Origin of the sequence: Paenibacillus sp. JZ16 (genome assembly GCF_015326965.1) — a bacterium.
Classification (GTDB): domain Bacteria; phylum Bacillota; class Bacilli; order Paenibacillales; family Paenibacillaceae; genus Paenibacillus_AQ.
The window spans coordinates 1,510,267-1,529,443 of record NZ_CP017659.1 but is presented as its reverse complement, the minus strand read 5'-3'; the positions used below and the strand labels follow the sequence as shown (position 1 = coordinate 1,529,443).

The 19,177-nt window shown below is 49.7% G+C and carries 17 protein-coding genes, 1 pseudogene and 1 riboswitch; of the genes and pseudogenes, 12 read left to right on the top strand and 6 right to left on the bottom strand.

The features are described 5' to 3' along the window. Positions 1–2 precede the first annotated feature (2 nt). A complete protein-coding gene (locus BJP58_RS06735) occupies positions 3–761 on the top strand; it encodes a LamB/YcsF family protein (protein ID WP_194543324.1) in 759 nt (252 codons plus the stop codon). Positions 762–824: 63 nt separating this feature from the next. After that, positions 825–1,462: pseudogene (locus BJP58_RS06730) on the top strand (pyroglutamyl-peptidase I). Between the two features lie 170 nt (positions 1,463–1,632). Here BJP58_RS06730 and BJP58_RS06725 read toward each other — a convergent pair. The 3 genes from BJP58_RS06725 to BJP58_RS06715 all read right to left on the bottom strand — a co-directional run bounded on the left by BJP58_RS06725 (position 1,633) and on the right by BJP58_RS06715 (position 5,508). Beyond that, positions 1,633–2,034, bottom strand: coding sequence for an immunity 7 family protein (locus tag BJP58_RS06725; protein WP_194543323.1), 402 nt, complete (start codon positions 2,032–2,034; stop codon positions 1,633–1,635). A gap of 19 nt (positions 2,035–2,053) precedes the next feature. Then, the gene (locus tag BJP58_RS06720; protein WP_233354995.1) at positions 2,054–4,069 is read right to left on the bottom strand and encodes a restriction endonuclease fold toxin; all 2,016 of its coding nucleotides are present in this window, start codon (positions 4,067–4,069) and stop codon (positions 2,054–2,056) included. A gap of 305 nt (positions 4,070–4,374) precedes the next feature. Further along, a complete protein-coding gene (locus tag BJP58_RS06715) occupies positions 4,375–5,508 on the bottom strand; it encodes a phosphodiester glycosidase family protein (RefSeq protein WP_194543322.1) in 1,134 nt (377 codons plus the stop codon). 233 nt (positions 5,509–5,741) lie between these two features. Between BJP58_RS06715 and BJP58_RS06710 the strand changes: the two genes are divergently transcribed. From BJP58_RS06710 to BJP58_RS06700, 3 genes are read left to right on the top strand one after another with little or no spacing between them, the layout of a single operon-like run. After that, positions 5,742–6,110, top strand: coding sequence for a GntR family transcriptional regulator (locus BJP58_RS06710; protein ID WP_009591066.1), 369 nt, complete (start codon positions 5,742–5,744; stop codon positions 6,108–6,110). Then, positions 6,110–7,000 carry an ABC transporter ATP-binding protein gene (locus BJP58_RS06705; RefSeq protein WP_194543321.1) on the top strand — a complete coding sequence of 297 codons (891 nt, stop codon included), beginning with the start codon at positions 6,110–6,112 and terminating at the stop codon, positions 6,998–7,000. The genes BJP58_RS06710 and BJP58_RS06705 overlap by 1 nt, the downstream gene beginning before the upstream one ends. Beyond that, positions 6,997–7,680, top strand: a complete 684-nt coding sequence (locus tag BJP58_RS06700) for a hypothetical protein (protein ID WP_194543320.1) — start codon at positions 6,997–6,999, stop codon at positions 7,678–7,680. Before BJP58_RS06705 ends, BJP58_RS06700 begins: the two co-directional genes overlap by 4 nt. 17 nt (positions 7,681–7,697) lie before the next feature. On the opposite strand, the gene BJP58_RS06695 is transcribed toward BJP58_RS06700, so the two are convergent. Then, positions 7,698–9,023 carry a voltage-gated chloride channel family protein gene (locus tag BJP58_RS06695; RefSeq protein ID WP_194543319.1) on the bottom strand — a complete coding sequence of 442 codons (1,326 nt, stop codon included), beginning with the start codon at positions 9,021–9,023 and terminating at the stop codon, positions 7,698–7,700. 72 nt (positions 9,024–9,095) lie between these two features. Further along, positions 9,096–9,156, bottom strand: a riboswitch (Fluoride riboswitch). Positions 9,157–9,391: 235 nt separating this feature from the next. Between BJP58_RS06695 and BJP58_RS06690 the strand changes: the two genes are divergently transcribed. The 4 genes from BJP58_RS06690 (at position 9,392) to BJP58_RS06675 (ending at position 14,323) form a co-directional block, all read left to right on the top strand. Beyond that, complete coding sequence (locus BJP58_RS06690; protein WP_194544855.1) at positions 9,392–10,447, top strand: FecCD family ABC transporter permease; 1,056 nt, start codon at positions 9,392–9,394, stop codon at positions 10,445–10,447. Then, positions 10,447–11,481 carry a FecCD family ABC transporter permease gene (locus BJP58_RS06685; RefSeq protein WP_194543318.1) on the top strand — a complete coding sequence of 345 codons (1,035 nt, stop codon included), beginning with the start codon at positions 10,447–10,449 and terminating at the stop codon, positions 11,479–11,481. Before BJP58_RS06690 ends, BJP58_RS06685 begins: the two co-directional genes overlap by 1 nt. Positions 11,482–11,575: 94 nt before the next feature. After that, positions 11,576–13,291 carry an ABC transporter ATP-binding protein gene (locus BJP58_RS06680; RefSeq protein ID WP_194543317.1) on the top strand — a complete coding sequence of 572 codons (1,716 nt, stop codon included), beginning with the start codon at positions 11,576–11,578 and terminating at the stop codon, positions 13,289–13,291. Positions 13,292–13,324: 33 nt separating this feature from the next. Continuing rightward, complete coding sequence (locus tag BJP58_RS06675) at positions 13,325–14,323, top strand: ABC transporter substrate-binding protein (RefSeq protein WP_194543316.1); 999 nt, start codon at positions 13,325–13,327, stop codon at positions 14,321–14,323. Between the two features lie 169 nt (positions 14,324–14,492). Here the strand turns inward: BJP58_RS06675 and BJP58_RS06670 are convergent, their stop codons facing one another. Further along, positions 14,493–14,897 (bottom strand): winged helix-turn-helix transcriptional regulator, encoded by a 405-nt coding sequence (locus BJP58_RS06670; RefSeq protein WP_194543315.1) that lies wholly within the window; start codon positions 14,895–14,897, stop codon positions 14,493–14,495. Positions 14,898–15,089: 192 nt separating this feature from the next. Between BJP58_RS06670 and BJP58_RS06665 the strand changes: the two genes are divergently transcribed. From BJP58_RS06665 to BJP58_RS06655, 3 genes are all read left to right on the top strand, one after another. Beyond that, complete coding sequence (locus BJP58_RS06665; RefSeq protein ID WP_194543314.1) at positions 15,090–16,295, top strand: MFS transporter; 1,206 nt, start codon at positions 15,090–15,092, stop codon at positions 16,293–16,295. Positions 16,296–16,404: 109 nt separating this feature from the next. Beyond that, a complete protein-coding gene (locus BJP58_RS06660; protein ID WP_194543313.1) occupies positions 16,405–17,250 on the top strand; it encodes an aldo/keto reductase in 846 nt (281 codons plus the stop codon). Positions 17,251–17,368: 118 nt separating this feature from the next. Then, complete coding sequence (locus BJP58_RS06655) at positions 17,369–18,163, top strand: SDR family NAD(P)-dependent oxidoreductase (RefSeq protein ID WP_194543312.1); 795 nt, start codon at positions 17,369–17,371, stop codon at positions 18,161–18,163. 26 nt (positions 18,164–18,189) lie between these two features. Here BJP58_RS06655 and BJP58_RS06650 read toward each other — a convergent pair whose 3' ends face one another. Further along, on the bottom strand, positions 18,190–19,050 hold the full coding sequence (locus BJP58_RS06650) for an AraC family transcriptional regulator (protein ID WP_194543311.1): 861 nt from the start codon (positions 19,048–19,050) through the stop codon (positions 18,190–18,192). Positions 19,051–19,177 lie beyond the last annotated feature (127 nt).

Genomic DNA, 19,177 nt, shown 5'->3' with positions numbered 1-19,177 from the left:
GCATGGTTCGAGTGGACCTGAACTGTGATATGGGAGAGAGCTACGGTGCTTACAGGTTAGGCAATGATACGGAGCTTCTTCGCAGTATAACTTCGGCCAACATCGCTTGCGGATTTCATGCAGGCGATCCGGCGGTCATGCGGGCAACGGTCCGTCAAGCGATCGAGAGTGGTGCCGCAATCGGCGCGCACCCGGGCTTGCCCGATCTGGCCGGCTTCGGAAGAAGAAGAATGGAGATTACGCCTGCCGAAGCTTATGATATGGTAACCTATCAGATTGGAGCTTTGATGGCTTTTGCGATACAGGAAGGGTCCGGGCTGCAGCATGTAAAACCTCACGGTGCCCTGTATAATATGGCAGCGACATCCAGAGCCCTTGCGGATGCGATTGCATCGGCAATCAAGGATATCGATCCAACACTCATTCTGTATGGGTTGGCAGGCAGCGAGTTAATCGCAGCGGGGGAGAAGGCAGGGCTTCGCACAGCAAGTGAAGTGTTTGCGGATCGTACCTACCAGGATGACGGCACACTCACGCCGAGACATCTGCCGGATGCCATCATAACCGATCCCGGTGCTGCGGTCACGCAAGTAGTCCGAATGGTGAAAAACAAAGTGGTAGTTACCCTGAGCGGCAAGGTGATCCCCATTGCGGCAGATACCGTCTGCATTCATGGAGATGGACCGCATGCAACGCTATTCGCGAGCGCCTTGCGATCACGGCTTGAAGCTGAAGGCGTAAGCGTTCAAGCACTGCTATAATAAAAGCTAGTACGATTTTCGTGACCCGGCAGTTTACATAAACGAGTACAGGAGATATGATACATGCTAAAAATATTAATTTCAGGCTTTGAACCTTTTGGCGGCAGCTCAGTTAATCCAACGGAGAGACTGGTTGAGGACATCAAGCACGATTCCTTCCCCGGTGCAGAGATCAGAACGCTGCTTCTTCCCGTACATTACGATGAGTGTGCGGAGATTCTGCTGCAAGAGATGAAGGCATACGAGCCCGATGCGGTCATTGCCTGCGGCGTAGCGGGTGGGCGGACCGCCATTACACCGGAACGCATCGCCATCAATATCAAGGACATACCGCCGGAATCGACGATTTCGGATAATCGGGGGCAAGACCTCAAGATGAGCCGATAGACGCCGATGGACCGGACGGACTGTTTTCAACCCTTCCCATCCGTTTGATGGTCAACAGGCTGAAGGAAGCGGGAATTCCAGCTGCGGTATCTAATACAGCCGGAACGTATATTTGCAATAATACGATGTATGCGATTTTGAACGATATTCGCCTAAAGCAAAAGTCTGCCATTGGCGGTTTTGTACATTTTCCGGCATCGACGGAGATGGCCGTGGAGAAGCCGTCCTTGCCGACTTTATCCCATGAAACGATGTTGAATGGCCTGCGGATCATCATACAGGCAACGATGGAAGAATTGAACGGACGAGCTTAAGTCACAGTGGCAATCACAATCTATTTGTGCAAAGAGTATGTAGTTACATCATTGAATAGATGATCCATATCCAGATAAACCATAAATCCCGTAACCCGCCATCCATGAGAACATCATGACGTAGCGAGTAACGGGATTTCTTTTATTATCTAACTTTAGTTATCATGTCATTAATCGACTTCGTCTTCGATCACCGGGACGCAAGGGGAGAGAAATGGATCGCTTTGTTCCTTCAACTGCCCGCGTGCCAGCACCTGAACCCGGAATTCGTTATCATAGCCTTCCAGATTCTCATCGTCTCTGGTATACAGAAGACCGTATGAACCGGGCGCGATTTCGCCGATCAATTGGTACAGCGCAACGATCTCGGCAGCCTCGGCTCCCTTGCGGTTCGTAAAACCTCCGACATGAAGGTAATAGGAGCCGTTAGCCGCATTTAAGGATAACAAGCCGCTTCCCCAAGCAAATTCGGTTATCTTAAGCTGTATTTTCTGAATGATCATGTCGAGCTGCCCGGCATCCGCCTCCGCAGGATTCTCCTGAATGGCAGCCCAGCCGTGAAATTCATACATGAATGCTCACTCCTTGTCGTTATAATGGATCGGTATCAATGTGGACTTCTATTCCATATCTTTGGCTGTATTCATGTAATTTGTCAATAACCGATTGGGCTGGCTCCCCTTCAAAATGATAATAGACCTTTCTGCCGGTCTGCTCCGCAGCTTCGAAGGTCGCTTTCATTTGATCGCGGACCTTTTTGTTAACCTGCTGCAGGGCAGGCTTGGTCTGGGCAACATACTCATCGCTAATGGCGTCGAATTCCCTGCCGATCGGGTCGGAATCAAACTTCATTCTCGATTCGCCGCCAAGTCGCTCCGCAAGCGCATCCGCGGCAGCATCCGGCTTGTTAACCTTCTGCAGCTCTCCGGAATATCTCGGTACCTCTTGCGGGGTTCCTTCCGTTTCGTCAGGTTTTTCTTCATCCGGTTTATCATTCGGCTTATTTTCATCCGGCTTTTCGTTGTCAGGCTTATCTTCCTCCGGCTTCCTCGGAGCCTCTTCCGGCTGTTCATTCGTAGTGTCCGGCTTCGGATCCCGAGTTCCGCCAGTGGGAACATCCGGCTCATTGCGCGTTTTCAAACCTAGCTTCTCGGAAAGCGTATCCAGCCACCTTCTCGCAGTGGGACCCAGCTTATTGGACAGCCAAGATACCCCTTTACCTATCGGAATGCGGCTGAGGATGACGGCTAACACGGCAGCTGCCGCATTTTGTGGGGACAGCAGCTTTTTCGGGTCGCGGATGTATCCGGCAATCTCGTGTCCGCCACCCGCAATGCCTGCACCGGTCAAGGCAATGCCAAGAGCAGGCCAGAAGCTGACAAACAGCAGCGAAAGGGCAAAGGCTCCCAGTATGATACCCGCTTGCTCCCAGCCGCTAAGCCGGTCCCACCAGTTCTGGAGTGAGTCGAACAAGCATGCGAAACAGGAGGAGTCAGCAGCAATCATCGAAGTGCCGATAGCGGAGAGAAGCCCTGCAGCAAGCATGAGGATGCCGATAGCTCCCAGAACGGCAGTATACTGTCTAACCTTCTCCTGAATCTGATCCCTTTGGTTTGCTGCTTCAAGATTGCCATATAATAACGAATATCCGAGCTCGCGCCGTTCTCGGTAGAATGCCATCAGGTAACCTAGGCGTTTCCGGTCTGTTAAGAGAGCCCGCGCCATCTGCCAACACTCCGTTAATGGATTGATAAGGCCCTCACCCTTCAGAACCGGGAGACGGTCACGGATTCGATGCAAATCGAAGTAGTCGATGAACAAACCTGCAACCAGCAGGAGCAGGAAGAAGCCTTCGGTTCGGTAGCCTTCACCGGTCCACTCATGAAGAGTCAGTATCCACTCCGGCAGCCGATTCTGCCCATTCCAGGCCGCATGGTTCAGGATCGCCCAGAGGAGAAGGACAGTCGGAAAAGCATAGGTCCAGCGAGAGAGACGCTTGGCGTACCGGAAAGCGATGCCGATTCCAAGGGCGATCATGGCACTATGTACAGGATGCGTAACATTCATCATGGTCGGAATAAAACTTTCCTCGAAGTAGCCCGGAAATAAATCGAAGAACTCCCAATGCAGCGTTTTGCCGCCGAGAAACGACACCCCGTAATTGCTTTGGACCAGGCGCCTCGACAGCTCCTCCATAAATTGAAAGCCAATGCCGGGAGCAGCCCCTAACAATACATAATCGCTAAGGCTTAACGTCGTGGCTCTTCTTGAAAAAAACAAATACAGTCCCAGCGGCAATAGCTTGTAAATTTCCTCAACAACCGGGGTCATGACGGCAAATGACCATGTATCGGTAGTCCGTCCTCCAAAAATCAAATGAAGTCCCTGCATGGTCCCATTGGTCAAGGGAATGACCATAAGAACCCCTGAGAGAACAAACAAGCTGACCTGTTTCCAGGCAACGGTTTTGCTTCGGCTTAGCAGCCAAAATTGCAGCAATACGTAGAAAGACCATAAATATTGAACTAGCATGGTCCGTGATTCTTCGATCAGCACCAGACTAATAACGAGTACAAGTAGGGAAAGCCAGGAAAATAAGTGATACACCTTGGCAATGAAAGGGTATTTCCCAATCCATTCCCTCCAAACCCGATATATCCCCTCGATCGTGTCCCTGATTTTCGTCCGTATGACCGCAATAGACGATGTAATGGAATCCACCCCCCGCTGAATGAACCACAGCCTACGAATCGTTCACAAAAGACAGTTTGCTATATATTTACACAATAGGTGCTCATGGTGAAACATTTTCTTGATCAGCATATGCAGCTCGAAGCGGAGGTAGTGCTGCTTATAAAGAAAACCCCTGATCAGCCGGTAGAAGAACCGGATAAACAGGGGAGAGGAGGTAACTATTTATATTTTACGACAATGGCATTACTAATCTGCCGCCCAGGCGTCGTTAAGTACGATCCATTATAATACAAGCCGCTGGAGGCACCGCCATCCAGGTTCATCGCTTGGTATGCCCCGGCTTGCCTCATGATTTCCGCAAGTTGTGGAATGGTTGCTCCGCCAGTCGTTAACATGATCAGTTTATGATCCTTCGTGATACCTAAAGCGCTCCGTGCGCCGCCGCCTGTTAGAATCTTCGGATCTTTGAAGCCTTCCTTCTTGACGTCCAGGGTCACCTTGCCGTCAGTCAGCAGACGCGGGCCAGCTTGAAGGGCTCCTTCCATATGTCCGGCATCATATACGGATTTGAAATCAAGTCCTGGAATCATGGCGGCCAGACTGTTGTTGTCATAGGCGAAGATCGTTCGATTATCCCCCGAGGCCTTGTGCAAAATATTGCCTTTGCTGACCAAATAGCCGTAAGGCGCTTTGTATGCACCGGAAGTGTAGGCATCAAAGAATGTGCCGTTAATAGCTACTACGGCTTTGCTGCGCTTGGCTATACTGCGCAAATCCTCGACTTTCCCTGCTTTATTGCCTGCCAGAACAACGTCCAGTTCCACCTTCGGATGGAGAAGTGAAACGGTGACCACCTGTGCGCTGAAGGAACGGGAGCCAACCTTAAAGGTTTTTCTAGTCGACGTCACGGGCTTGGTTTGGCTGGATATGAATGTTCCAGATAGAACAGGAAGCGTGTGTGCTACATTCCCGTCCGTAATTTTCAGGGTGGATCTATTATGGCCCCAGGATAGCTTTAAGCCCAGATGTTGACTGACAAATTGCAGGGGTACATAGGTAGAGCCGTTTTCGGAGAACGGAATTGCTTTAGACTGAACCTTCTTGCCATTTACGTATGCATTCCGACTGCCCAGGTATAGGGTGAGAGCAGTATCTTCGCGAGTAATATGGAGTTTTTTTTCAGCGGCTGTATACGCCACTTTTACACCATCATAGGTCTTGAGGACCCCGACCGAAATATAGGACTGGCCGTTTTTGTCCACGTAAGCCAAATTCTTGGCGGCGGATGCGGCATACAGCGGCGTTATTACCGTCAGCATGGCTAGTACAACGATTGCAATGATTCTTTTCATGTTCCTCTCAAGCTCCTTCTTCTCTTTATCTGTAGTGGGCAACGCTGGATTGCGCCTATACTTTATCGGAAGGTAAGGACTATTTGTTTAGGACAAAAGTCTTGTGTTTGCTTGATTTTTGTAAATATATTCCGACAACCCATTGACAAGGGGCTTCGTCTCTTATATGGTTAATTACATGAGTAATTAACCAATGATGCAATGAAGGTTATAAACGAAAGTTGGTGAGGTAAATGGCATTTCAGATTGATGACAGCAGACCGATATTCATGCAAATTGCCGACAAAATCGAAGACGACATCATCGAAGCACGACTGCCTGAGGAGACACAGGTTCCGTCAACGAATCAGTTTGCAGCCTTTTACCAGATCAATCCGGCAACGGCTGCCAAAGGCGTTAATCTGCTGGTGGATCAAGGGATTTTGTACAAGAAACGGGGGATTGGCATGTTTGTAGCCTCAGGGGCTCGTGAATTGCTGATGGAGAAGCGCAAGACGGAGTTTTATGAGCAGTACGTTGTCGCCATGGTTAAGGAAGCGGCGAAGCTTGGGATTACCAAAGATCAATTATCGGAAATGATCCGCAGAGGGGAGCAAGACTGATGAGCCAAACCGTGATTGAAGTCAAGAATTTGAGTAAGAAATATAAGGATACTATGGCCGTCGATAATGTGAGCTTTACGGTAGAAGCCAACAAGATCTACGGATTGCTGGGAAGGAACGGAGCCGGCAAAACGACCATCATGCAGATGATCACAGCGCAACTATTCGCAACCCAGGGTGAGATCCGCGTATTTGGTGAGCATCCTTATGAAAATCTAAAGGTCATCCAGCAGGTATGCTTTATTAAGGAAGGCCAGAAGTATCCGGATCTGTTCACGGTCAGGGATGTGATGGAAACTGCAGCGAGCGTATATCCAAACTGGGATGCGGAATATGCCAAGGAACTGATCGAGGTATTTCGATTGCCCATGAAGCGACTCGTGAAAAGATTGTCCCGCGGTATGCTATCGTCGGTTGGCATCATTGTCGGACTCGCCAGCCGCGCACCCATTACGATCTTTGATGAGCCTTATCTGGGTCTGGATGCCGTGGCCAGAGAGCTGTTCTATGATCAATTGATCGAGGATTACACCGATCATCCGCGTACGATAATTCTGTCCACTCATTTGATCGACGAGGTTAGCAGACTGCTGGAGCATATCATTGTCATTGATGGCGGGAAAATATTGCTGGACGACGCCACGGATGATTTGCGGGGACGCGCTTATACGATCGTCGGTCCCTCCGGGATGGTCGAATCGTTCATCCAGGGGCAGGAAGTGATCCATCGGGAGTCTTTCGCTTCCATGTTGTCCGTTACGTTAATGGGAAGCGCATCAACGAAGTTAAAAAAAGAGGCGGAAGAATTGGGTTTGGAAACAGCCCCCGTCTCCCTTCAGCAGTTAATCGTATATCTGACTAAGCGTGAAAAGGTGGGGGGCCAACTATGAACGGAATTCCTGGCGTACTGCGTATTTATACGAAACAGAAATTATCCTGGATTTACTTGCCTTGGGCAATCACGGCATTCAGTTTTCTGACTAACTATTTTATCAGCCTAATGGTTAATGGAGATTCATTCTATGCCGGTGGCTTGGCTACGATTTTTATCTATGTCTTTGTCGGGGCTTTGGTTTCGGTGCTGCAGCTGTTTCCATTCGCCCTAGGGTTCAGTATTCGAAGAACGGACTTCTTTGCAGGATCTGTTCTTATGTTGGTTTCGTACAGCATCTTTACGTCAATCATTTTATTGATATTAGCTGAAGTTGAACGGTCAACGGGTTCTTGGGGAAATCGGGTATCTTTCTTTAAACTGCCGTATTTAAATGACGGCACGTTGCTAGAACAATTTATGATCTATTTCATAGTACTTGTTTCATTTGCCTTTATCGGGATGGGAATCGGTGTTTTCTATCTTCGGCATCGTGGTATTAAAACCTTTGTCATGCTTGCGGCCTATTTCATTCTATTATCGGGGCTCAGCGTACTGATTACCCAATATGGCCGGTGGGGACATGTGATTGACTGGGTTGTGAAAAACACTGCTTTTGAATTGTCGCTGTGGTTCATTCCGATCACGCTCATCCTTGCTCTATTTAGTTACCGTTCGATTCGCAAAAGCTCGGTGTAAAGGCAAAAGACGTCCGATTACTTGGACGTCTTTTGTTTGTGCTTCTGTTTATTTAACGTTTTTGCACCCGCAAGCGTTGTGCCCAGCGGAAACGAGAGAAGCGGGTGTTTGGATATGCCGATTTGTTGGGAGGTATAGATGCCGGAGTGCCCGGAGAACAGGTAGCTGATAACGCAGGCCATCAACATATACACGGCGCCTTCCCCGCCGAACAGTTCGATTCCCATAATAAAGCAAGCAATCGGGGTGTTCGTCGCTCCGCAGAAGACGGCAATAAATCCTAGTGCAGCCAGGAACGGAGCGTATAATCCGATCCATTCGGATAACGCGTTGCCCAGCGTTGCACCGATGGCAAACAGCGGGGTTACTTCCCCTCCTTGGAAACCTGCTCCGAGCGTCAGCGAGGTAAAGAGGATCTTGCCGAGAAAGGCGAGAGGCGATACCTCGTCTGTGAAGGAGGCTTCAATCAGGGGGAGTCCCAGTCCCAAATATTCGCGTGTCCCAAGCAGATAAACCAGCGCAATGATGATGATGCCCCCGACAGCGCTTTTGATCATCGGATTGTGGAAGAAATAACCGTACCACTGCTTCAAGGAATGGGTTAGCTCACTGAACAGCCGGCTTGTCAGACCAAAGAGAATCGAGGCGAAAATCACCTTTAGGATTACGAGGAAACTCAAAGCCGGAATTTCTCCGATTGGATAATGCAGATGGCTGACGCCCCATAGGGAGGTGGCGATCAGATTCCCGACCAAGCTGGCTACGAATGCAGGGAAAAGGGCTTGATGCGAGATCAGTCCGATGGCAAGCACTTCAAGTCCAAATAGGGTTCCCGCCAGCGGCGTGCCGAAGATGGATCCGAAACCGCCGCTAATTCCGCAGATTAGCAGTATTTTTCGATCCGCCGGCGTTACGCGGATAAGCTTGCCGAACCCCTCCGATAAACTTCCTCCCATCTGAACGGCAGTACCCTCTCGTCCTGCAGATCCCCCAAACAGATGCGTGATCAATGTCCCGATTAGCACTAAAGGCGCCATGCGCAATGGTACGGATTCCGTACCGCCATGGATTTGTTCAAGGATGAGATTATTCCCTTTGGTGCTGCTCTTGCCAAACTTGTAATATAGGAAGCTGACCCCGGCCCCTCCCAAGGGAAGGAAGAACAGCAGCCAAGGATTCTCCATGCGAAGGGAGGTTACATAGTCCAGACTGTAAAGAAAGAAGGCGGAGGCGCTGCCCGTCATCAATCCTACAAAACTTCCCAGAACGATCCATTTGATGAAGTAACCGGACAACAAGGCGTATGGCCATTTTTCGGCAGCGTTAAACCATTTTTTAATCATGCAATTTCACCCGTTTCTATATATTCGCCGCTAACCCTTCAATACACAAACAGACTCCTACCAGGAAAGCGACCTCTGGTAGGAGTCATTAGCTATCGAAGCGGTTATGGCGAACTCCATCGCCTCATTCAATTAGCATTTATTGTAATGGAATAGAGGTTTCCGTGTCAATGGCACAATCCATTAGGAGCGGGGCATTTAGTTAAGCCCAAAGCAGTATCGCTTATATTTGGAAAAAAAAACGCTTGACTTGGGCATGGACTTTTTTCAGGTGAGAAATTCAAGATGTCCATGGACGCAGGAAAGACCTGTATTTTATAGTTACAGTTGATAATGAGAATCAATATCATAGTATTGAGGGGAAAATGATGTCAGCAAACACGTCCAATCCAAGTCTTACAAATTCCAAGATCCACGTTACACTCAAGGGGCGACCATGGGCTGCGACCCTGATTCTTACGGGCGGCGTTGCAGCGCTGGTGCTTGGCATAGCTTTATCGATATCGCTCGGAGCGGCCGATATTGATCTGCGAAATGTTTGGGAAGCGGTGTTCTTCTTTAATCCCGACGTGACGGAGCATCAGATCATACAGGAACTGCGCTTGCCGAGAGTCCTCGGCGGGGCGATGGTGGGCGCCTGCTTTGCCGTATCCGGCGCGATCATGCAGGGGATGACCCGCAATCCGCTCGCTGATTCCGGTTTGCTCGGATTAAATGCGGGAGCGGGTTTTGCCATTGCCCTCTGTTTTTCCTTTTTTCCGGGGCTGCCTTATATGTACCTGATTCTGTTCTCATTCCTTGGAGCAGGATTAGGAGCGGTTCTCGTGTATGGGGTCAGTTCCATGGCAAAAGGAGGCCTAACGCCGGTACGTCTCGTTCTTGCGGGTGCTGCCCTTAGTGCTTTGTTAAGTGCGCTTAGCGAAGGGATTGCATTGTATTTTCAGGTCGGACAGGACATGGCGTTCTGGTATGCCGGCGGAACCGCGGGGATTAAGTGGGTCCACCTGAAGATTATGCTGCCGTGGATCGTCGCTGCTATATTGGGAGCTATTGCATTGTCACGCTCTATTACCATGCTCAGCCTCGGCGATGAGATCGCCCGCGGGCTCGGGCAGCGAACGGGTCTCGTCAAGCTGGCCGGAACGGTGATCGTGCTGGTGCTGGCAGGGGCTGCCGTCTCGGTTGTCGGTGCGGTAGGCTTTGTCGGTCTCATGATTCCGCACGTCACCCGCAAGCTGGTTGGTGTGGATTACCGCCTCATCATTCCTTGCTCGGCCGTTCTTGGGAGCTTGCTGGTCGTCATTGCCGACTTAGCAGCAAGAATGGTGAACCCTCCTTACGAGACACCGGTGGGCGCGATCATCGCACTGATCGGGGTGCCCTTCTTCCTCTACTTGGCACGCAAAGAAAGGAGGGAGCTGTAATGGAGACCATCACGAATACCATGCATGGGCGAAAAGACAAGAAGCGCAAAATTTTCACCCTGTCTGTGCTGGCTGCCCTGATCGTTCTAATATTCCTAATCAGTATGAACACGGGGGTCATTCGTTTGTCGCCGCTTGAGGTCATAAAAACACTGTTTGGCGGCGGGACGGATAAGCAGGAGCTGGTGCTGTTCGAATTCCGCTTGCCGCGTATCGTCATCTCGCTGCTGATTGGGGCAGGCTTAGCGATATCGGGATGTGTGATGCAGGGAATATCCCGTAATGAGCTGGCGGATCCGGGTATCTTGGGGATTAATGCAGGTGCAGGGTTGATGGTGATGCTGTTCATTTCATTTTTTCCAAGTACGACGGCGGCTCCTGTCTATCTATTGCCGGTGCTTGCATTGATTGGGGCAAGTTTAACCGCTGCATTAATATGCGTGCTGGCCTATAAGAAGAATCAGGGCTTTAAGCCGACGGGGCTGCTCTTAACAGGGATTGCCGTTGCGGCTGGCATCAGTGCGGCAATGATTGTGCTAACGCTGCGCTTGAGTCCTGAAAAATATCAGTTTGTTGCCACTTGGCTGGCGGGCAGCATTTGGGGTTCGAGTTGGAAGTATGTATTGGCATTGCTCCCATGGATCCTTGTGCTTCTGCCCTTCGTCATGTATAAAGCGCAGGTGATGAACGTTCTCAATCTTGGAGAACCGATGGCGACCGGACTCGGTGCTTCTGTCACGAGGGAGCAGCTGAAGCTGTTGGCAGCGGCGGTTGGCTTGGCAGCCTCGTGCGTTGCGGTAAGCGGCGGAATTGGATTTGTCGGACTTATCGCACCCCACCTGTCCAGACGCTTGGTCGGTGCGAAGCATCAGCTGCTGCTGCCGGTAACGGCACTGGTTGGTGCACTGCTGGTTATCACAGCCGATACCCTTGGACGTTGGATCATCCAACCATCTGAGATTCCGACGGGGATCGTGGTTGCGGTGATCGGTGCTCCTTATTTCCTGTACCTGTTATCCAGATCGAGGGCATAAAAGGATTAGTTCGTCACGGATCTAAATGGGGCAATTGTTAAAAAGAAAGGACTTGCTCATTTCAATAGCGGAATATCGGATTAAGGAGGTCCTTATGCTGCGTCGATTTTTTTCCTATTACAAGCCTTATAAAGGGCTGTTTATCCTGGATTTTTGCTGCGCTATCTTTGCGGCTTTACTTGAATTGATATTCCCGGTTGCCGTCAACCGCGTGATTGACGACTTGCTGCCAAGCGGCAACTGGAAGTGGATCTTATACGCTTGTCTGGGTCTACTCGGCATTTATGTTGTCAGTTCCTTCTTGCATTACGTCGTCACCTATTGGGGGCATAAACTCGGCATCAACATTGAGACGGATATGCGCAAAAAACTGTTTGATCGGGTTCAGAAGCAATCCTTCCGTTTTTTTGACAACAACAAGACGGGACATCTAGTCTCGCGGATGACAAACGATTTGATGGATATCGGAGAAATTGCCCACCACGGTCCGGAAGATCTGTTCATCGCCGTCATGACGCTTGCCGGAGCTTTGGGCATCATGCTCGGACTTAACTGGGAGCTCGCGGTGATGACGTTTGTGATTGTTCCATTGATGGTCTATCTATCGCTGTATTTCAGCGGGAAAATGTCGGCTGCGTTCAAGCGCATGTTCTCCGATATTGCCGATTACAACGCACGGGTGGAGAACAACGTCAGCGGTATCCGAGTGGTACAAGCCTTCTCGAATGAGGAGCATGAAATGGCTCGTTTCGCGGAGAACAACAACCGCTTCCGCTTAACGAAGCTGGTTGCTTACCGCATCATGGCTTGGAACTCTTCGATCAGCTTTATCCTGATGAAATTCATCTCCCTGTTCGTTTTGGTGTGCGGTACTTGGTTCGTAATCGAAGGGCGGATGACCAACGGGGAATTTATCGCTTTTGTCATGCTGTCCAACGTGTTCCTTGGTCCGATTAAACAGATCAATGCGGTGATTGAGATGTATCCGAAGGGAATCGCCGGTTTTAAGCGGTATTTGGAGCTGCTTGAGAGTGAACCGGACGTTGCGGATTCGCCGGGTGCCAAGCCAGTTAACCATTTGCGGGGAGACATTGCCTTTCACGGGATATCCTTCGGTTACGAGAACAAAGATCAAGTGCTGCAGGATGTTGATTTATCGATTCGAGCTGGTGAAACTGTTGCGCTTGTGGGTCCGTCCGGAGCGGGCAAGACCACCCTGTGTTCTCTGCTGCCGCGTTTCTATGATACTGCTGCTGGCCGGATTACGATTGACGGAATCGATATCCGGGACATGACGCTGCAATCCCTTCGTTCCCATATTGGCATCGTGCAGCAGGATGTATTCCTGTTTGATGGCAGCATTCGCGAAAACATTGCTTATGGCCGACTGGATGCTGCAGATAGCGACATTATGAAAGCCGTGAGCCGTGCCCAGCTTGAGGATCTGGTCGCTTCGCTTCCGGATGGGCTGGACACCTTAATTGGCGAGAGAGGCGTTAAGCTGTCCGGCGGACAGAAACAGCGCCTGTCGATCGCCCGGATGTTCCTCAAGAATCCGCCGATTCTTATTTTGGACGAAGCAACGTCTGCATTGGATGCGGAGACCGAAGCGGCGATTCAGCAGGCGCTGGCCGAACTGTCGGAGGGACGTACGACCCTGGTGATTGCACACCGACTAGCAACGATCAAGAATGCAGACCGCATTGTGGTTGTTGCAGACAAAGGTATCGCCGAACAAGGTATCCATGAAGATCTGCTCGCAGCGCATGGTATATACAGCCGATTGCATCGGGCTCAATTCGGTGCTTGATCCAAGCTTAAACTTTATGAGGAGGATGAAACTATGTTCACATCTAAATTTCGGGTAACTCTCTCCATGCTCATCCTATGTTCGTTCTTGATTTCCGCATGTGGCGGGAATGGAAATACCACCAACGAAGCGGGTTCTTCAGGCGAAACAGCTGCAGGCGCGGACAAGCCCCAGACTGAAGCCGCAGCTCCTACGACTAGAAAGGTGGATACGATTCATGGTCCGATCGAGTATCCCGCCGATCCACAGCGAATTGTAGTCGATGCATATTTACCTACCTTATTGCTGCTCGGAGAAAAGCCGGTCGGCGCGACAGCGACGGATCTCGAGAACGTCCATATCCAAGACAAGATTGAGGGCATAGAAAATACGGGGGAAAGCGCTCCGGAAAAGATAGTGGAACTGAACCCTGACCTGATTATCAGCGCTAACTCCGATCCGGAAGTTTTCGAGAAGCTGTCTAAAATCGCGCCGACGGTCATTTTGCCTTATGAAACCTATCGAAGCGTGCACGAAGAAGTAGAGGGATTGGGTGCTATTCTTGGCAAAGAAGTAGAAGCGAAGGAATGGCTCGCTGAATTTGATAAGAAAATAGAAGAACTGCGCGCGAAAGTGAATGGCGTTATTGAAGAGGGTGAAACTTTTTCCATCTTTGGCGCTTTCGGCAAAACCTTCTACCTGTACGGCGACGGCATTTATCGGGGAGGATTGGCAATATACAAGGAGCTTCAATTAACGCCTCCGGCAACGATTCAAAAAGAATTGATTGATGCCAACGTGACTTACAAAGAGGTTTCCCTGGAAGTTCTGAATGATTACGCAGGCGATTATATCTTCTTTGATGAGTCTAACGGTGCCGAGTTGGATAAGAAGGACAAGGTGTGGACTTCGATTGAGGCCGTCAAACAGGATCGCGTGTTTTATCTCGATGCCAAACGGTTCTGGCCGTTTGATCCCATTGCTGTCCTGGCCCAGGCTGAGGAAGTGACGGAAATGATCGTCAGCCAAAAAGAGAAAGAGAACGCGAAATAGTCAGCGGTCTCGGTGCTTACGCATGGAATGTGCAGGAGGGCATTACATTTCTTTCATTCCCTGAATTGATCTTATGGTTTGATAACATAGAGAGAATATGAAAAGGGCAAGGTCCGTGATCACGGACCTTGCCCTTGCTATTTGTATCAAGAGTGCTTATAAATCAAGTCTAGCGTGCATCTGTGGTTGTGGGCTCGTCCGAGACTTTCAGTTTATCATTCAGGATACTGTCCTCAAGCACGCTGAATTTGTCCCCGTATACCTTCGTAATATGATTTTCGCCCCATGCACAGAGCATATCCAGAATTCCGCTCAAACTCATGCCGTACTCGCTCAGCTCATATTCCACTTTAGGCGGTACTTGATTATGAATAATCCGATTGATCACACCGTCGTCCTCCAGCTCCCGCAGCTGCTGCGTCAACATTTTTTGGGTGATGTGCGGCATGAGACGCTTCAGCTCATTGGTTCTTTTACGGCCATGGGTCAGATGGCAGAGGATCACGCATTTCCATTTACCCCCGATCACTTCCAATGTCGCTTCGACGGCGATGTTGTATTTCTTCGTTTGCATATTCATCCTCCTATTCTTCATAGGCACTAAAAAGTACCTAGGGTACTGTCAGGTACCTACATTACAAAAAAGTACGTTCTTCACACAAGAAATGATATAGATCATAATAGCATTTGCCAGCTGGATTACACCATACTCAATATTTTTACAATATATAAGCAAGAGAATAGGATAGGGGGAAATATCAACATCATGATGATCGATAAAAAAAGAAGTATGCTGGCGCTGCTGGCGCTTGCCGTCAGTGCCTTCGCCATCGGAACTACGGAATTTATCAGCGTAGGGCTGCTGCCGTTGATTGCGGAGGATATGAACATATCCGTCACGACCGCCGGATTGACCGTTTCGATGTATGCGCTTGGCGTTACTTTCGGTGCGCCGATCCTAACGTCGCTGACATCAAGGATGTCCAGGAAGACTTTGCTGCTCTGGATTATGATCATTTTTATTATTGGTAACAGCTTGGCAGCGGGCGCATCTTCCATTGGTATCCTGCTTGCAGCACGTGTATTTTCGGCCTTTTCGCATGGCGTATTTATGTCGATCGGCTCGATCATTGCCGCAAGCGTGGTGCCTGAGAATCGCAGGGCATCCGCGATCTCCATTATGTTTACGGGGCTGACGGTAGCGACGGTTACCGGCGTTCCGCTTGGTACGTTTATAGGTCAACAGTGGGGCTGGAGACTTGCTTTTGTCGCCATTGTCGTGGTCGGTATTGTTGCGTTGATCGCGAACAGTATCCTGGTCCCTTCCGACTTGCCTAAGGGAGAACGCACTTCATTCCGTGACCAGGCTAAATTGCTGACGAATGGAAGACTGCTGCTTATGCTCCTGATTACGGCCCTCGGTTATGGGGGGACCTTCGTTGTCTTCACTTATTTATCCCCATTGCTGCAGGATATAACAGGCTTCAAGGAAAATACGGTGGCCATCATCCTGCTGGTATACGGGATCGCCATTGCAGTCGGTAATGTGATCGGTGGAAAGGCAGCCAATCGCAACCCGCTTCGAGCACTATTCTATATGTTCATCGCCCAAGCGCTGGTGCTGATCACGCTTACGTTTACCGCACCGTTTCAAGTGGCCGGACTGATCACGATTTTTCTCATGGGATTTTTGGCTTTCATGAATGTGCCGGGACTACAGGTTTATGTCGTCATGCTGGCTGAACGGTTTGCACCGGGGGCTGTGAATATGGCTTCCGCGCTGAACATTGCCGCATTTAATGCCGGCATCGCCATTGGCGCTTTTCTGGGCGGCTTAATCACGAATTCCATGGGCCTGATTCATACGGCATGGATCGGGGCGCTGATGGTGCTCGGCGCGGTGGTTCTCACCGGATGGAGCTTGAAGCTGGAACGGAAGGAGACGGATAAGCCGAGTAAGCAAGCGGCCTAAATGATCATTTTATGAAGGGAGGTGATGTCTAAGCGTATTATCGGGGATACTGCAGTATAGGCTAACTTTTTTACAACAAAAACAAAAAAATGTTCGGAGGTTTATCAACATGACAGCACAACACTTACAAGATACAACCACTTTATATAATGGAGTTAACATGCCTTGGTTTGGACTTGGCGTATTTAAAGTAGAAGAAGGACCGGAGCTGGTGAATGCCGTTCGCACGGCCATCCAGCATGGATATCGGAGCATAGACACTGCCGCCATATACGGCAATGAAGAAGGCGTTGGACAAGGCATTCGCGAGGGCTTGGAAGCTGCCGGAATTAAACGGGAAGATCTGTTTGTCACATCTAAAGTATGGAATGCCGATCTCGGTTATGAATCGACATTGAAGGCATACGATGAAAGTCTGCGAAAGCTGGGTCTGGAATATTTGGATTTGTACCTTATACACTGGCCGGTTGAAGGGAAATATATAGATGCGTGGAAGGCGTTAGAAACGTTGTACAAGGAAGGACGCGTTAAAGCCATTGGCGTGAGCAATTTCCAGATCCATCATCTGGAGCGTTTAATGAAGGAAACGGAAATTAAACCGATGGTGAACCAGGTGGAATATCATCCAAGACTAACGCAAAAAAAACTGCAGGCGTACTGCCAGGCGAATGGAATTCAGCTTGAAGCATGGTCTCCATTAATGCAAGGACAGCTGCTGGATCAAGAGGATCTTCAGCACATTGCTGAGAAGTATCATAAATCCATCGCGCAGATTATTCTTCGTTGGGATTTACAAAACGGCGTTGTCACGATTCCGAAATCGACCAAAGAACATCGGATCGCCGAGAATGCGGATATCTTTGATTTTGAATTGTCCGCTGAGGATATGCAGCGCATCGATAGTTTGAATCAAAATCACAGGGTGGGACCGGATCCGGACAATTTTGATTTCTAAGGAATCTGCGTTTAAGTAAGGACAGAAGTTTAATGAATATTGTGGCTCTCCTGAACCTCGGGCGGTAACGACGGGAATCGGGAGAGTCATTCCTACATAACGGAAGGAGAGATGTTTAATGAATTTGGATCTGAAGGGAAAAGTCGCATTGGTAACAGGCTCGACGTCCGGCATCGGCAAAGCGATTGCCATGTCGCTTGCAGCCGAGGGAGCGTCCGTCATTATAAATGGAAGACATGAGGACAAAGTAAAACAGACGATCCATGATATTCACGCTGTGCATCCGGATGCCGAGCTGCGTATTGCCGTGGCGGATCTCGGAACGGAGGAGGGCTGTCATCAGGTCAGGGAAGCTGCTCCGGTCGTTGATATTCTGATCAATAATTTGGGGATATTTGAGCCTGCCGAATTTTTCGATATCCCTGATGCGGATTGGTTCAGGTTCTTCGAGACCAATATCATGAGCGGAGTTCGCTTAACCCGGCACTATTTGAAGAATATGATCAATCGCAATGAAGGTCGAATTATATTTATCGCGAGTGAAGCGGCCATCATGCCGTCCCAGGAGATGGCACATTACAGCGCAACCAAGACGATGCAGCTGTCCCTTTCCCGAAGCTTGGCTGAGCTGACGACAGGGACCCGCGTCACGGTGAATACCGTCATGCCTGGCTCCACGCTTACGGAAGGCGTTGAAACGATGCTGAATACGCTATATCCGGATGAGGATCTTTCGATCGAAGAAGCAGAGCAGCGGTTTATGAAGGAGAATCGGCCGACTTCCATCATTCAGCGATTGATTCGACCGGAGGAGATTGCGGATTTTGTTGCGTATCTCAGCAGTCCCAAATCCTCGGCGATTAACGGTTCAGCGCTTCGAATCGACGGGGGCTTGGTACGAAGCGTATTCTAAGCAACCGAGGTGTTGTGAACGCTTTGTTAGGAACGGTATTTCTGCCTAAAGGATTTGGGTTTGAAGCCTGTATACCGAATAAAGCTGCGAATGAAATACGGAAAAGAACCGAATCCGGATTCTTCGGCAATGCGTCCGATCGGATCGTTGGTGTGGATCAATAGTCGCTTGGCTTGTTCGATCCGATGCCGTGTTAGAAATTCCAGGGGCGTACAGCCGAACGTTTTTTTCATGCAGATCGACAGATAGTTCTGGTGGAAGTGCATGGCCTCGGATAATCTCTGATAGCTAACCGGTTCTTTGTAATGTTGTCTCAAATAGTTGGCGGTTCGTTCGGCTATGGCATATTGAGGATTCTGATGCTGGATCCCGTCCTCTTCGGCTTGAAGCAGCAGGAGCAGCTCATGCAGCAGCTGCTCCTGTTTCCAGCGTGCCGCGGAAGAAGACGATGACTGAAGGTTCTGCAATTGCTCTAACAGGAGTTTCGCCTGCTCTATCGAAGGCAGCTCTCCATACTTGGGTATATAAAAAGAGAAACGCTCGATCTGCACATAAGGCTGATCGGTTTGCGATAAGGCAAAAAGGGTGAGCTCCTCTGTTTCAATCCAAGACCCTAGCGTCTGAAAATGCAGCCAATAAAAGTGGGTTTCCTCCTGACAGGGCTCAAATGTCCGGTGGGCTGCATCCGGTCTAAGAATAAAGTAGCAGCCGGCCTTCACCCTGTAAGCAGCACCGTTCTCCTCCAGGAAAAGCGCCCCTTTTGTCACCAGAATCAGATCAAAGACCCCAATGTTATAGCGATCCGGATGTTTGTCTCCTACCTGATAGGTATCTTCTCCACAAATGATATAGTGGGGCAACGGCGGCGCCATCAACTGGAAGATCATCTGCGACCAGGCCTCCTCCTCAAAACGGACTTTTCTCTATGATAATCGCTTTGCCGGTCCGGATTCAATACGCCAGCATGTTGCAATCGGATAAAAAGATGTTGTTTCTGTGTATAGGGCACCGCCC